Genomic DNA, 15346 nt, shown 5'->3' with positions numbered 1-15346 from the left:
GAATTGGTTCTTTAGTAGCGATGAGGCTGAACTTTTAATTAAGCATTAGGACTTGGCTTTAAAATGAAGGCTAGAAGGCTAAATTTGCTCGCCAAGCATCAAATGCTCAGAATAATGGCTGTTTTTATTGCCCTGCAAGAGTCTCAAGCAGTTTTACAAGATATTTCTATATAAAAATTAATATTTCATAAAAATATCAAATACATAGTAAATTTTTTTCATATTTACTATGTATTTTTATGAAATATTAAAAATTATTTTTGCACAAACCTAAAGGTTTTAATAGGTGCTAATGGCAACCTGAATTTTAGAATGGCATACTGTAGCTGTTCCACTAAACTTATGTAGAGCTGAGAAAATCTGCTGAGATATTACTGGATAAAACAGAGCAAATTAAGGTGTAATCATCAACTCTGAAAATTTAGATATTGGAGGAACTCAGCCAGTCAAAAAAGTATATAAATTTAAGATTAGTATTTTTTTATACTATACTAAATAAAATATGTTGTGGGTCAAAAGATGGCACGCCGTAGTTATCCTGAAATTGGATGTAGCTAATGTGGCGAAAACACCCCTGGTAAACTCTAGGGAAGAATCAAAAAACAATGTTATCCAAACTTCAGCCTGTCAAATCTGTCAATAGCTTAGTTGGCAAAGTATACGCCAAGATGCCCCTAAGGTATATTCTGATTGTGCCCTTTATATTGCAAATTTGTGGGGCAGTAGGACTTGTGGGTTATCTTTCCTATGAAAACGGGCAAAAAGCGGTAAAAGAGCTTGCTGCTCAATTACAAAATGAAATTTGCGATCGCATTGAACAGCATCTCGACCGCTATTTAACAACTCCGAAGCAAATCAATCAAATTAATTTAGATGCAATTGAGCTAAATTTGCTCACACTTTCTAACTTTCAAATTGCCGGAAATTACTTTTGGAAACAGATGCAGGTTTTCAATATTGACTACAATAACTTTGCTAATTCTAAAGGTGAATTTATCGGTGTTGAACGTTTAAATAATGGCAAGCTCTTAATTAATGAAGTTACCAAAAAGCATGGTACAGGCAAACTTTATGTTTACACTACAGATAATAAAGGAAATCGCCATCATTTGCAGTCAGTAAAAAATTATGATCCTCGCCAAGAAGCATGGTACACAGATGCAGTTAAGGTAGGTAAACCAGTTTGGAGTCAAATTTATCAATGGGAAGATAAACCAGAAATTTTATCCATATCTTCCAGCTATCCTGTTTACGATAAAAATCACAGACTGGTTGGGGTGATTGGCGTTGATTTGATATTGTCACAAATCGGCAATTTTTTATCTAAATTAAAAAACGGACATTCGGGTGAAACATTTATCTTAGAGCGTTCTGGATTAATAGTGGCTTCTTCGAGTGAGTCACCATATAGTATCATTAATGGTCAACCGAAACGCGTTTCGGGATTAAATAGTCAAGATTCCTTAATTAGACTTACAACACAATATTTAATCAAACACTTTGGTAGTCTTGGGTTTATTAGAGGAAAAAAACAGCTAAATTTTACAGTCGATGGAATAGATTATTTTGTGCAGGTAAAAAATTGGCAGGACAACTTGGGCTTGGATTGGCTAATTGTAGTAGTAATCCCTCAAGGCGAATTTATGGAGCAAATTAACATCAATACCCATACCACCATTATTCTGTGCATAATTGCTTTTTTAGTAGCTACAGAAATTGGAATTTTAACTGCTCGGTGGGTAATTAAGCCAATTTTGGAATTAAACACATCAGCCAAGAAAATTGCTGAAGGTGAATGGGAGCAGACACCAGAAATTAATCGCTCTGATGAACTAGGGGAACTAGCCAAGTCATTTGAAACTATGGCCAAGCAACTCAAAGCATCTTTTAATGTCCTAGAAGCAAAGAATGCCGAGATGCAAGTTTTAAATCAGGCACTATCTGAAAGTCAAAGTCGGCTGACTCAATTTTTAGAAGCCATGCCAGTAGGTGTATTTATTATAGATGCTCAAGGTAACCCTTATTATACAAATGAAATTGGCCAGGAAATTCTTGGTCAAGGGACAATAGCAGAAGTTACCCCAGAACAATTGTCACAAGTATATCAAGCTTATATTGGCGGTACAAATCAACTTTATCCTAGCGATCGCTTGCCAATTTTAAGAGCATTGCAAGGAGAAAAGCTCAGAATTGATGACATGGAAATTCGCCGTTGTGACAAGATTATTCCTATTGAAGTTTTGGGAAAGCCAATTTATGATGAATCGGGGAATTTGGCTTTTGCGATCGCCACATTCTTTGAGATCGGCCAACGCAAACAAGCAGAAAAGTTATTAGCAGAATACAACTTAATCTTAGAGGCTCAAGTCAAAAAACGAACTGACGAATTTCAGCAAGTTATTGAACAATTGCAAATTACCCAAGAAGAATTGATTGAATCTCAAAAAATCGCCGCCCAGGAAAAACAAGCAGCCGTTCGCGAAGCAGCACGAAGCGCCGCCGCCAACCTTGCCAAAAGTGAATTCCTCGCTAACATGAGCCACGAACTGCGTACCCCACTCAACGCCATTCTCGGTTTTACACAAGTCATGAGCCGAGATTATTCATTATCTAACGAACATCAGGAAAACTTGGCGATTATTAATCGTGCTGGCGAACATTTACTGAATTTAATTAATGACATTCTAGAAATGTCCAAAATTGAAGCTGGTAGAATCAAATTAAACCTGAGCAGCTTTGACTTAATTCATCTGCTGAAGAACTTAGAAGAAATGTTGCACCTACGTGCTGCATTAAAAAACTTAGAATTAGTATTTGAATATCCGCCAGACCTTCCTCAATACGTAGAAACAGACGAAAATAAACTGTTTCAAGTCTTGCTCAACCTCTTAGGAAATGCCATCAAATTTACTGACATTGGCAGGGTAACGCTGCGGGTGAGACTGGGGATTGGGGAACTTGGGACCCCCACGGAGTGGGCATTAGGGGCATGGGAACTGGGGACGCAGGGATATTCTGACACAGAGAATTCTTTCACCGCGTCTTTTTCATCTACCCAATTCCCATTACCCCTTATCCCCAGAGGCAGCCCTGAGTTCCCCAATCCCCAATCCCTTATCTTTGAGGTACAAGACACTGGTTGTGGTATTACTCCACAAGAAATTGATTCGCTATTTGAGGCTTTTGAACAAACCGAAATCGGCAGAAAATCTCAACAAGGCACAGGACTAGGCTTGACCATTAGCCGCAAATACGTGCAACTGATGGGGGGAAATATTACTGTCAGCAGTACTCCTGGTATAGGTAGTACATTTACTTTTAATGTTCAAATTGCTCTGGCTTGTCCTAGAGTAATGCCGGTAAACCAAAATAAATACCAAAGTCTTGCTTTAACTGCTACTGAAAAAGCATACCGCATTTTAGTGGTTGACGACTCCAAAGAAAGCCGTCTGTTGTTAGTAAAAATTCTTACATCTATGGGTTTTGAAGTCAGGGAAGCTACAGATGGTATGCAAGCAATTGCCAGTTGGCAATCTTGGCAACCAGATTTGATTTTTATGGATATGCGAATGCCAATTATGAACGGCTACGAAGCCACAAAAATCATTAAATCTCAAGAATTGGGGTATGGAGAATGGGCTATGAAGCATGGAAAAGAACCTTTGTCAAGCCAGTCGAGTTCGCACAGTGCAACACTAGTTACTAGTCACTTGAGTGGCAGTCAGTCCTTTGCAACGGCGAATCCCTCTTTTTGCGATCCAAAGTTCTTAACAACCTTAGCTCCACGTTGCGACTTCCCGAGAAAAACTGAAGGCTGCTCTGATAAACGTACCATTATTATTGCTCTGACTGCTAGCGCCTTTGAGGAAGAACGCCAGAGAACTTTATCCATTGGGTGTGATGATTTTATTCGCAAGCCATTCACCCAGGAAGTATTATTAGAAAAACTGAGCGAACATTTGGGCCTAAAGTATACCAGGCAAATACAAACCACAAACACAGCAGTTGTCGATCAATCTACACAAATGTTTAGCAGTGTTGCTGAACTCCTGAGCCATTTGTCGCAGATGTCGCCTGATTGGCTCGAACAAATACACTATGCCGCAGCCAGCTGTAGTGATGACCTGATTTTTCAGTTACTCAAGCAAATTCCATTAGATAAGAGTCAAGTTTTCCAAGTTTTCAGGGATTTAGCAAATAACTATCAGTTTGAGAAAATCATGGAATTGACTAGAACAAACATAGAATGAATTACGAGCATTTAGACCCTTATAAAAAAGATATTTTGATTGTTGACGATATGGCAGATAACCTGCGGGTTTTATCTTCGATATTGACAAAGGAAGGGTACAACGTTCGTAAAGCCTTGAACTGGCAAATGGCATTGACAGCAACTCAAACAGTATTACCCGATCTAATTTTGCTCGATATTATGATGCCAGAAGTAGATGGCTATGAAATTTGTCAAACCTTTAAAGCTTGGGAGCTAACAGCCGATATTCCAGTAATTTTTATTAGCGCATTGGATGATGTTTTTGACAAAGTGAAAGCTTTTAAGGTAGGTGGTGTAGACTACATTACTAAACCTTTTGAATTTCAAGAAGTTTTAGTGCGCGTGCAAAATCAACTGGCTTTAAGAGCGGCGCGCTTAGAAATATTGAAACTAAATATTGAACTTGAGCATCGGGTGAAACAACGGACTTGGGAACTAGAAAATGCTCTGCAAAAACTCCATGAAGAAATCATTTACCGCCAAAAATTACAAAGTCAAATCCTAGATATAGCGTTGCACGATTCGCTAACTGGTTTACCAAACAGAGTTTTATTTATCAGGCAACTCAAAAATGCTCTAAACCGTGCTAAAGAAGAATCGAATTATCAGTTTGCTGTGCTTTTTTTAGACTGCGATCGCTTCAAAGTGATCAATGATTCTCTTGGCCATTTGGTAGGAGATGAATTGCTGATTGCCATTGCCTGCCGCCTACAAACATGCCTAATACCTATTGATACCTTAGCACGATTAGGTGGCGACGAATTTGGCATTCTTCTGGAAAATCTGACAGATATCAACATTGCAATTCAAGTTGCTGAACGCATTCTGCAACAGCTATCACTTGCTTTTAAACTGTCAAGATATGAAGTGTTTATGAATGCCAGTATTGGTATTAGTTGGGGTAACAAAGATTATGATCGCCCAGAGTATTTGCTGCGGGATGCTGATACGGCAATGTATCGAGCCAAGGCTCAAGGAAGAGCAAAATATCATGTTTTTGATCCAGCAATGCATCAGGAAGCTATTCACCTTTTAGAGCTAGAAAATGATTTACGAAGAGCCGTGGAAAGGCAAGAATTTCTCGTTTACTATCAGCCAATTATTAGCCTAACCACAGGAAGAATTTCTGGATTTGAAGCCTTAGTGCGCTGGCAGCATCCAATTCGCGGTTTGGTTTCTCCTATAGAATTTATTCCTGTAGCAGAAGAAACAGGTTTAATTAGTGCGATTAATACTTGGGTATTACAGTCGGCTTGCCATCAACTAAGCCTGTGGCAACATCATCGAATAACACCAAAATCCTTAACTATTAGTGTAAATTTGAGTGCAAGATTATTTTCACAGCCAAATTTGGTAGATCAAATTGACCGAATAATTTCTGAAAATCAAATAAATCCAGAATATTTACAACTAGAAATTACAGAAAGTGTAATTATGGAAAATACTAATGCAATCAAAATAATACTTGAACAACTAAAACAGCGAAAAATAAAATTGATTATGGATGATTTTGGTACAGGATATTCCTCTTTAAGTTATCTGCATAGTTTTCCTTTAAATGCACTGAAAATTGACAAATCATTTGTTAAACGTATGCAGGAAAATGAAGAAAATATGGGGTTAGTTCCAGCAATGATTGGGATTGCTAACTCAATGGGAATGAGTGCAATTGCTGAAGGTGTTGAAACACAAGAACAGTTAGCAAAATTGAGAAATTTAAACTGTGATTTTGCTCAAGGATACCTGTTCTCTAAACCCATAGAAGAACAATTGGTTCTGAAGTTACTTGAGGCAGCACCTCAGTGGTAGCCATCAAATAACACCTAAAAAAACTTGATTTGTGACGACCAGTAAGCTCGTCTTGGTGTGCTATCTACTATACTGCTGTGATCGAGCTTTTAACTTTGCAAAGCTCTTAACTGAACTAATAGCTTTGATTGTCTGTAAAACTCTCCGAGCAATGTGGAAGTTAAACTATAAAAATAACTTTTTTGGCAAAATTGAGCCAAATTTTACGGGTGATTTCAAATTTATAATGCATTTCAATCAAACTGACCATTATAAAAGAAATATTTTGGTGGTAGATGATACCCCAGATAATCTGCGGCTTTTGTCGGCAATGTTGACTGCACAAGGTTTTGAAGTTCGCAAAGCCTTAAATGGCAAAATGGCACTGACTGCATGTCAAATGGTTTTGCCAGATGTGATTTTACTTGATATTAATATGCCTGGTATGGACGGCTATCAAGTTTGTCAACAACTCAAAGCTGACAATAAAACTTGCGAAATTCCAGTAATTTTTATTAGCGCCCTTGATGATGTTGTAGATAAAGCAAAAGCTTTTGATGTTGGTGGCGTAGATTATATTGCCAAACCTTTTCATGGAGCAGAGGTTGTATTGCGAATTGAAAATCAGATTAATTTACGTTTGCTACAAGTTAAACTGCAAGAAAAAAACTTTTTGCTTCAAGAGGCTCTTGACAACTTAAGAACTGCCCAAGTTCAGCAAATTCAAAATGAAAAAATGGTAGCCTTAGGGCAGTTAGTCGCTGGAATTGCTCATGAAATAAATAATCCGATCAGTTTTATTTATGGAAATCTTCAATATGCTGGTCAATACGTACAAGACCTAGTAGATATTATTCAGGTTTATCAACAAGAATATCCTAAACCGACGCTAAAAGTTCAGCAAATAGCTCAAGATATAGACCTGAATTTTGTAATTAATGATTTGCAAAAGCTGATAGGCGCGATGAATAGAGGTTCTAATCGTATTCGGGAAATAGTACTAGCATTACAAAACTTCTCTCGACACGATGAATCCCAGATGAAGCGAGTAAACATCCATGAAGGCATTGAAAATACTTTAGTGATGTTACAGCATCGACTCAAGGAAACAGCAGACCGTCCCGCAATTGTTGTAGTTAAAGATTATGGCAACTTACCTCCAGTCAACTGTTATGCAAGCGAACTAAATCAAGTATTTATACATCTATTGAATAATGCTATTGATGCTTTAGAAAAGGGAGTGGGAAAGTCTGAAACGCCTCTGGGGATAAGAGGTAATAGGGAATTAGAGGATGAGGAATTAGGTAGGGGGAAAAAAAGCACAAAAGAGGAATTTTCTTCTGTGCTAAGAACTCCCAGCCCAATGCCGCATGACGCCAATTCGCACCAGTCACCAGATCCGCCGATGCGACTGGCTCCCCCATGCTCCATGCCCAATGCCCTACTACCCACTCCCCAAATTCGGATTTATACAAAAATCACAAACTCTCATACGGTCAAAATAGCGATCGCCGATAATGGTCTTGGTATAGAAGAATCATTGCGAGCGCGTTTATTTGACCCATTTTTTACTACAAAACCTGTAGGCAAAGGTAGTGGATTAGGATTGTCTATTAGCTATCAAATTATTGTGCAAAAACACCGAGGAGAGATTACCTGCACTTCATCTGCTGGACAAGGAGCAGAATTTGCGATTGAAATTCCTATAGAAGAATTTGAGCCTTAATTGAAGAATCCACAATTCAGGTGAAATCGTCCACCAGTGTCTTTTCCATAAGGGATGATTGATAATGAGTTCAACTTAATTAAAGGTAAAATCTCATCACCAGCAAAACCAAGTGTAGACGCGAACGCGAGTGCGTGTCGTACAGAAGCGGCTTACCGTACCCCTACTCTTAATCAAGGCTGGGCGTAGCGTCTCGTTGGCGCAGCCCAAGGTAGAGAACACAAGGATAGTGAAGTAATCGCAAAGATTCTATCTTACGTTTTTCAATGTTGACCTACTTAATATTCTCTTACCTATTTAGTCAATACAATTACTTAATTTTTCTACTATAAATTTGCTTCCATAGCTCAGTAATAAATTCCAGCGCGTTTAAATCTGAAAGTCCTTAATCCAACAAAATCACATCCAGAATTTTCCCTTGGCAGGCTTGCAGCGTTCCTCCCCAGACTCAAAGGCAGCAAATCTCATAGGTGTACTGACTGCTCCACCAAGCGTCGATATAAAGCTCTATCTTCGGCAGAGTCTTCCACAAAGAATACGGTTGTGGAATGAAATATAGGGAGTGGGGAGCAGGAGGAGAATAATTCTTAACCAAAGACGCTTTACCTTTGGCTTTACTCCTAACTCAACACTCAACACTCAATACTCTTAATGCCCTGAATCAGGAAATCCAGACTTTTTATTGATTACACACTACTATTTTTAGTCGCATAAACGCATAATAGAAATGTGACTGATCTGTTCCCCCCTTTAGAATCTCTCAAACAAGGTCGCTGGTTCAAGCTCATTTGCGGAGCCAGTTTCCAGCATCTGCCGGCAGTCAGAAATTTAACGTTAGCCTACACTTTGGCGGGCGCTGACTGCATAGATGTCGCAGCTGACCCAGCGGTGATTGCAGCAGTGCAAGCAGCGCTACAAGTAGCCAAGGAATTGGCTAKGGATGCCCAAGAGCGTGGCTTTGGCTACAAAGGCAACTCACCCTTTTTAATGGTCAGCCTCAATGATGGAGAAGACCCCCATTTTCGGAAAGCAGAATTTAATTCTACTCAGTGCCCTACAGACTGCCCTAGACCCTGTCAAAGGATTTGTCCAACACAAGCAATCGTGTTTGATAGTATAAAAGAAAACTTTTCAGGAGTAATATCCCAAAAATGCTATGGCTGCGGTCGTTGTATACCAGTTTGTCCATATGATATAATTTATACAAGTTCGTATATTTCAACGCCTGGAGCGATCGCGCAATTGGTAATGTCAACGGAAGTAGATGCCGTAGAAATCCATACAAAAGTTGGGCGGTTGGCAGAATTTGAGCGATTGTGGCAAGTAATTTCACCGTGGGTCAATCGACTAAAGGTAGTAGCCATCAGTTGTCCCAATGACGAGGGAATAACTGACTACCTCAAAGCGCTATGTGACCTGATTACCCCACTCAAGAGTGCTTTAATTTGGCAAACCGACGGTCGTCCCATGAGCGGAGATATTGGCGATGGTACTACTTTAGCCGCAGTCAAATTAGGCCAAAAAGTTTTGGCAGCGAAGTTACCAGGATATGTGCAGTTAGCAGGCGGCACTAACAGCTACACTGTTCCCAAGTTAAAGGCAATGGGACTCCTCCAAGGATGGGGAGATGAGGAGATAAGGAGATGTGGAGATAATGCTACCCCATCACCTCGCCATCTCACCACCCCATCGCATATCGCCGGGGTTGCCTACGGTAGCTACGCTCGTGTACTGCTGTCATCGATTCTTGAACAATTAGAGAATAAGGAGGTAAGTAACACCAATATTAAAGCCACAGTTGATTTAGAAGAAGATGAAATATTACTTTGGCAAGCTGTAGAGCTAGCCCATTCTCTCGTTTCCCAGATCAAGTCATAGCAGGAGTATTAACCCTCATTCTGGACAATTATTTACTAAGGCAACTCCTGCACGCAAATGTCCTCACTATCTCTCAAAACGTCACATAGAAAGCATGACGATTACAGACGATCTCCAAAAGTTATTAGACATTTTGCCCCAAGACCTGCGACAAGTACTAGAGAGCCATCCCAAACGAGATAGTTTAGTTGAAGTGGTCTTGGATTTGGGTCGCCGCCCAGAGGCTCGCTTTCCTAATCAAGCGGAGTATCTAAGCGAAATACCCGTTACTCAAGAACAGATAGATGATTGTATTCAACGAGTTGGAACCTTTGGCGGAGATAATCGGGCAGGAATTGAGCAAACTTTACATCGGATCAGTGCCATCCGCAACCGCACTGGCAAGATTATTGGCTTGACGTGTCGCGTCGGTCGGGCGGTGTTTGGAACCATCGGTATGATCCGCGATTTGGTAGAAACTGGTAAATCGATTCTCATGCTGGGGCGTCCAGGTGTGGGCAAAACTACTGCCTTACGGGAAATTGCCCGTGTTTTGGCGGATGACCTGCTCAAACGAGTCGTGATTATTGACACATCCAATGAAATCGCTGGGGATGGTGATGTTGCTCATCCCGCCATTGGTCGAGCTCGGCGGATGCAAGTGGCTCATCCAAATCAACAACATCAAGTGATGATTGAAGCAGTGGAAAACCATATGCCAGAAGTTATCGTCATTGATGAAATTGGCACGGAACTCGAAGCTTTAGCAGCTCGTACCATTGCTGAACGGGGTGTACAGTTGGTAGGTACTGCCCACGGTAATCAGATTGAAAACTTGATTAAAAACCCCACCCTGGCTGATTTAATTGGGGGTATCCAAGCTGTGACTCTGGGAGACGACGAAGCTAGACGCCGAGGTTCTCAAAAGACTGTTTTAGAACGCAAAGCTCCTCCGACCTTCGAGATTGCTGCGGAAATGCTAGAACGGCAGCGCTGGGTAATACACGAAAGCGTTGCTGACACAGTAGATAATCTGTTGCGCGGTCGTCAACCTAGCCCACAAACGAGAACCGTTGATGACCAAGGCAAAGTTGCCATTACACGGCAGTTAGCTGTGGTTAACGGTCGCGGTGGACACCAGGCGACAGGGGAGGAATCTTTCTCTTCAGGGCGACAGTCTGCTGGCTGGCGTTCCTCTGGACAAATGGTAGCACTGCCGCCGTTGCCTGTGGAACGGGCATCTGGGCGCAGTGAGTTTGACCGCTTGCTCGATGAATCCTTCAATTATTCTGAGAGCGTTGATTTGGATGGTATTAAACAGGCAGGGCCAAATGGTGAAGATTTGCCACTGCACGTTTACCCCTATGGTGTTAGCCGCCACCAACTCGAACAGGTAATCAGCGTACTAACTTTACCCGTGGTATTGACAAAAGATATAGATAGTGCAGACGCTATTTTAGCACTGCGATCGCATGTCAAAAATCACGCCAAATTACGCCAAATAGCCAAAGCCCGTCATGTGCCCATCCACATGATTAAGTCCAGCACCATTCCCCAAATTACCCGTGGCTTGAGGCGGTTGCTGAACATGGATGACCCGGACATGGCCGACGATCGAGAACTACAACTGTTTTTGCACAGCGGTAGCGATGACGAAATGGACGCCTTGGAAGAAGCTAGACTTGCTGTAGAGCAAATTGTAATTCCCAAAGGACAGCCAGTAGAGTTATTGCCCCRTTCTCCGCAAGTCCGCAAAATGCAGCATGAGTTGGTAGAACACTATCGACTCAAGTCCCACAGCTTTGGCGAAGAACCAAATCGCCGACTCAGGATTTATCCAGCGTAACTTTACCCTAAACCCCTCTCCAAACTGAGAGGGGATTTTAATGGGAGACAGTTGATGTCTTATAGAGAGTTTTCTCTAAGAAAAGTAAAACAAGACTTTAACCTTACCCTTGTGGAAGGCGGACAATTTTTGCCGCCTATAGAACCAATTTTACCTAGTCCTCTGTTGGCTGAATTTTTAGGAGAAAGTATTCAGTTAGCAATTGCAATGGGTTCTGAAAAAGCTAGAGCGGAATTGATTATTAGCCCAATTTTGTTTGAAGTCCGAAAAATTCTCAACAGACAAATCAGCTTTTTTTCGGGAGAAGAGTTTAGCGTTGAACCAGAAATTGGACTTGCAGGATTTTGCGACTTTCTAATTAGTCTTTCGCCAGAGCAGTTATTTATTGAAGCCCCAGCAGTGGTGATTGTAGAAGCTAAAAAGGAAAATCTTAAAGGTGGTTTGGGGCGGTGTATTGCAGAAATGATAGTTGCTCAAAGGTTTAATAGCAAAAACGAAAAAACTATTGCTACCATTTTCGGTAGTGTTAGCAGTGGTAATCTGTGGACATTCCTTAAGTTGGAAGACAACACTGTAACTATTGATTTAACCGAATATTTAATTCCCCCAGTGGAGCAAATATTAGGTATTTTAGTGTGGATGATTAAGTCACAATCAATTTAAGCTTGGGTTTGGCTTGTTCTTCATGTACGATAGCTTATGAGTTTATTAATGTAATTTTGAAGCAAAAAAACCGGCTTTGATATCAAAACCGGGTTTTTAAATAATTGTTAATTTAGTTCTGGGCAGTACAACAGGGCAATAGAGGCTTGTTTATAACTTCTTTAATGTCTACAGAATTTAATAAATCTTCCCAATATTTCTGCACTTCAGGATCGTTAGGACGTTGGCGGCGTAAATTAGCTAAAGTTCTCAGAGCGTCTTCCCAAAATCCAGCTGTGGCATACAAAACTGCACGATCCAAATCTGTGTTTGGTTGTTTGAGTTCAAGGGATAGATTTTCGTCCTGCGATCGCACTATTGTACCTTCTATATATGAGTTTTTATCTGGGTTGCCAACATCGCAAATCATTGAAAAAGTCCAACTATATTTTTTACCGATTTGTAGAGGTGACTTAGAGGCAGGTACAGTTACATTAACAATGCCATTCTGTGCAATCTGTTTAAAAGTTCCCTTGTATAAGGGGTCACTGCTATCATCATCCTGCAAAACAAATTCTAATGCTTCTACTTTTGTAGAAGTTTGAGGAATGTAGAAATAGAATGTAGGATGTTCTGCCGTGGTTTGTTGAGCTTCCTTATTTGTTGGTATTAGAGGAATCAAAGATTCTCCAGTTTTAAAGCAACCTCCCCGTGTTCCTGCTGACCTGACTCTACCAGGTATACCAGGAACGAAAGCAATACGATTTCTACCACGTTGAATGTAACTCGTAACATTTCTAATTGCAGTAGTAGCATATTTATCTCCAGGACGTAAGCGCTCTGCTTGCTGAAAATATCCTAAAGCTTTTCGATAATTTCTTCGTTTGGTTTCAGTATAACCAAGCACCATATTTTGAGTATAAGCAGATTTAGCTTGTGCCATTTGGTAAACTGACTCTGTTGCTAATACTTGAGTCATGCCCAGAGGTGCAGAGGGCAGAAATGCTAAAGCAGCAAGCAGATAACTTGCCCAAAATTTATGTTTCATCATGTCTATATTTACTTGTAGTATGTACTTGTGGTTTATATAATACAATAACGTAAAGGTGACACTGACAAGGCTTTATGTGTGCTACTTTGTGGTCAGGCTGAAGTAGCTTTGTGAATGAATTTTAGATTTGAGATTGAAAATTTTAACACTATTGCTATAAGAGCAACATTCATGCATTGAATCAAGGGCGATCGCTCTATTATCAAAAAACCTAGTTGTCATAACTGGGCTTTGGATGGGGTTATATTTCTTAAAAGCTATTTATAGAAGTATTTATCTAATAACAACTACAACGCCTATATTGCGATTCCAGATTTTGAGCGATCGCCCTCATACAATTCTTAGAGAATAAGTAGAGCGATCGCATAAAGCACAGACCACAGTAGGCAATGCCCAGTAGCATCGCACCATACCACTGGATATTTTGATTTACGTCATCCTACTTTTGCGGTTGATTTGCGGGAAGTTGACAAGCCTTTTTTTGAAACTGATACTCAATTCCCAACCCTCTTAGGTAGAAGCTCACAGGGTTGCAACCTGATAGCAGGGCAGCAAAGATAGGAGCGATCGCTACAAGGGCAAGGAACAAGTAAGCATACTTCCCAGGAGGCAAGTTTCTCTTGGGAGGTAGGGGCGAGTTTTTCTTTTTAACGGACATGACTTTATGATTAGAGTGAGTTAAATTTTCGGCCTGGAGAAACTCCGGGCTTTTTTCTGCAAATAAAGACTGCAAAAGCAAAAGCCCCAGACATAGACAGCCTGGGGCATCCACATTGAATGCGGTTTTATTGCTATTGCTCACACACTTGGCAGAACGTTGCACTTTATTTAACCTCCTTAGGTTTACTCTAGGAGGCTGCCTTGAAGAGAGCGTTTGCAACAATTCCGGTAGCTAAAAGCTTATTTTTATGCTGCTTTATTTGACCGGGTATTCGTGCATACAACTCAAATCACAGATTGCAGTAGCAATTCGTGATAAGCTCTGGACATCTGTAAAAATACAGTTATCCTGCGCTTCTTCAAGGTTAGCCCTGAAGTTAGGTTGAATGAACGAACACCTAGCAGCTTACGCGGCTCCTTTCCCTTTTTCCGTCCCCATTAATACACCATTAGAGTACCTTTTGAAAACATCACAATGCTGCGGGCGTTCGGAACGAATCCAATGGACGGGGGAAAGTAACCAACAACAAGATTAGCAAATTTTCAACGTTTGAAGCAATTGGCACGAGTAAACTTTTCTGCAATCTCTTGCACTTCGGGATTTTCTAATACCTGGCACTGGTTCCAAGGGAGGCTCAATTGCCTAGGTGATGAATTCTTTTTATTCGCTGGCTTGTATTTTACATTAGTTCTCTTGTAAAAGTTAGCACGAGAGCAATTGCTTACCTCATGCGTTTTTGATAAGCAACTTTTATTAACTCTATTAGCCTTTCTGTATCAATTTATGTTGACCCAGTGTAACAATTACATTATATTAGTTTACATAAATTAATAAATAAGCAATAAAAAACCATGTACAACACTGTTAATAAAAACCGCATTCTCAACAATTACCGAAATGAACCCCAAGTGTACTGTGCTGAGTACCCTGCAACTTGGGAACAACCTAACTACCTGATACAAGGTGCAATTGCAACTATGTTAGTTACCGCTCTAGTTTTGGCTAGTTTTGCGGTTAGTTAAGATTTTTCGACAACGGTAACGGTATCTCCCATTGACATTTAGGCTTTTCCCCCTCACCTCGGTATTTAATGCCGAGGTTTTTGTTGTAGAGTGCGAGGCGTAGCCCACCGCAGACATAACTCTTATTACAAGGAGAGGGAGGAAAGCGATCGCCTTTATTGAAAATTTAAGGTTTATACTCCCCATTAATTTTGATTTGACCCACAATGTTTGTTGCAATTTAGATAGGCGACAGTTTAACAAATTAAATTTGGCAACACTCTACAATACCGATGTATCCCGATGCATTATTAATGCGTTCCTCTGCAATGCCGATGCATCCCGATGCATTATTAATGCGTTCCTCTGCAATGCTAATGCATCCCCATGCATTGTTAATGCGTGCCTCTGCAATGCCAATGCATCTCCATGCATTGTTAATGTGTGCCTCTGCAATGCCAATACATCCCCTTGGATTAACAAACGCTACACTTTGATGCA

Annotated in this window: 11 protein-coding genes; 9 read left to right on the top strand and 2 right to left on the bottom strand. The window is 40.5% G+C overall.

Annotated features, from left to right (window positions below; all coding sequences use genetic code 11):
* Window positions 1-605: 605 nt before the first annotated feature.
* From FCR06_RS20185 to FCR06_RS20160, 7 genes are all read left to right on the top strand, one after another.
* Entirely contained in the window at window positions 606-4250 is a 3645-nt protein-coding gene (locus tag FCR06_RS20185; RefSeq protein WP_138502870.1) for an ATP-binding protein, read from the top strand.
* Window positions 4247-6082, top strand: a complete 1836-nt coding sequence (locus FCR06_RS20180; RefSeq protein ID WP_138502868.1) for a GGDEF domain-containing response regulator — start codon at window positions 4247-4249, stop codon at window positions 6080-6082. Before FCR06_RS20185 ends, FCR06_RS20180 begins: the two co-directional genes overlap by 4 nt.
* 226 nt (window positions 6083-6308) lie before the next feature.
* Window positions 6309-7787 (top strand): response regulator, encoded by a 1479-nt coding sequence (locus FCR06_RS20175; protein ID WP_138502866.1) that lies wholly within the window; start codon window positions 6309-6311, stop codon window positions 7785-7787.
* Between the two features lie 54 nt (window positions 7788-7841).
* Entirely contained in the window at window positions 7842-7976 is a 135-nt protein-coding gene (locus tag FCR06_RS34320; RefSeq protein ID WP_262984691.1) for a hypothetical protein, read from the top strand.
* A 540-nt stretch (window positions 7977-8516) separates the two neighbouring features.
* Window positions 8517-9665 carry a circadian clock protein LdpA gene (ldpA, locus tag FCR06_RS20170; RefSeq protein WP_138502864.1) on the top strand — a complete coding sequence of 383 codons (1149 nt, stop codon included), beginning with the start codon at window positions 8517-8519 and terminating at the stop codon, window positions 9663-9665.
* A gap of 94 nt (window positions 9666-9759) precedes the next feature.
* A complete protein-coding gene (locus FCR06_RS20165; RefSeq protein WP_138502862.1) occupies window positions 9760-11490 on the top strand; it encodes a R3H domain-containing nucleic acid-binding protein in 1731 nt (576 codons plus the stop codon).
* 54 nt (window positions 11491-11544) lie between these two features.
* Window positions 11545-12153 carry a hypothetical protein gene (locus FCR06_RS20160; RefSeq protein ID WP_138502860.1) on the top strand — a complete coding sequence of 203 codons (609 nt, stop codon included), beginning with the start codon at window positions 11545-11547 and terminating at the stop codon, window positions 12151-12153.
* Window positions 12154-12265: 112 nt separating this feature from the next.
* On the opposite strand, the gene FCR06_RS20155 is transcribed toward FCR06_RS20160, so the two are convergent.
* Window positions 12266-13183 carry a DUF928 domain-containing protein gene (locus FCR06_RS20155; RefSeq protein ID WP_223280209.1) on the bottom strand — a complete coding sequence of 306 codons (918 nt, stop codon included), beginning with the start codon at window positions 13181-13183 and terminating at the stop codon, window positions 12266-12268.
* A gap of 439 nt (window positions 13184-13622) precedes the next feature.
* A complete protein-coding gene (locus FCR06_RS20150; protein ID WP_138502858.1) occupies window positions 13623-14006 on the bottom strand; it encodes a hypothetical protein in 384 nt (127 codons plus the stop codon).
* A gap of 689 nt (window positions 14007-14695) precedes the next feature.
* Between FCR06_RS20150 and psb34 the strand changes: the two genes are divergently transcribed.
* On the top strand, window positions 14696-14866 hold the full coding sequence (gene psb34 / locus FCR06_RS20145; protein WP_138502856.1) for a photosystem II assembly protein Psb34: 171 nt from the start codon (window positions 14696-14698) through the stop codon (window positions 14864-14866).
* A 272-nt stretch (window positions 14867-15138) separates the two neighbouring features.
* A complete protein-coding gene (locus FCR06_RS20140) occupies window positions 15139-15342 on the top strand; it encodes a hypothetical protein (RefSeq protein WP_138502854.1) in 204 nt (67 codons plus the stop codon).
* Window positions 15343-15346 lie beyond the last annotated feature (4 nt).

The sequence above is a fragment of the Nostoc sp. PA-18-2419 genome (assembly GCF_005869855.1).
Taxonomy (GTDB): domain Bacteria; phylum Cyanobacteriota; class Cyanobacteriia; order Cyanobacteriales; family Nostocaceae; genus Nostoc.
This window is presented reverse-complemented; position numbering and strand designations above follow the sequence as displayed.

Excerpts from the sequence above, each read along its gene's own strand:
- FCR06_RS20185 (WP_138502870.1), top strand. The coding sequence starts at position 606 with ATGTTATCCAAACTTCAGCCTGTCAAATCTGTCAATAGCTTAGTTGGC.
- FCR06_RS20180 (WP_138502868.1), top strand. The coding sequence starts at position 4,247 with ATGAATTACGAGCATTTAGACCCTTATAAAAAAGATATTTTGATTGTT.
- FCR06_RS20175 (WP_138502866.1), top strand. The coding sequence starts at position 6,309 with ATGCATTTCAATCAAACTGACCATTATAAAAGAAATATTTTGGTGGTA.
- FCR06_RS34320 (WP_262984691.1), top strand. The coding sequence starts at position 7,842 with ATGATTGATAATGAGTTCAACTTAATTAAAGGTAAAATCTCATCACCA.
- FCR06_RS20160 (WP_138502860.1), top strand. The coding sequence starts at position 11,545 with ATGTCTTATAGAGAGTTTTCTCTAAGAAAAGTAAAACAAGACTTTAAC.
- FCR06_RS20155 (WP_223280209.1), bottom strand. The coding sequence starts at position 13,183 with ATGATGAAACATAAATTTTGGGCAAGTTATCTGCTTGCTGCTTTAGCA.
- psb34 (WP_138502856.1), top strand. The coding sequence starts at position 14,696 with ATGTACAACACTGTTAATAAAAACCGCATTCTCAACAATTACCGAAAT.
- FCR06_RS20140 (WP_138502854.1), top strand. The coding sequence starts at position 15,139 with ATGTATCCCGATGCATTATTAATGCGTTCCTCTGCAATGCCGATGCAT.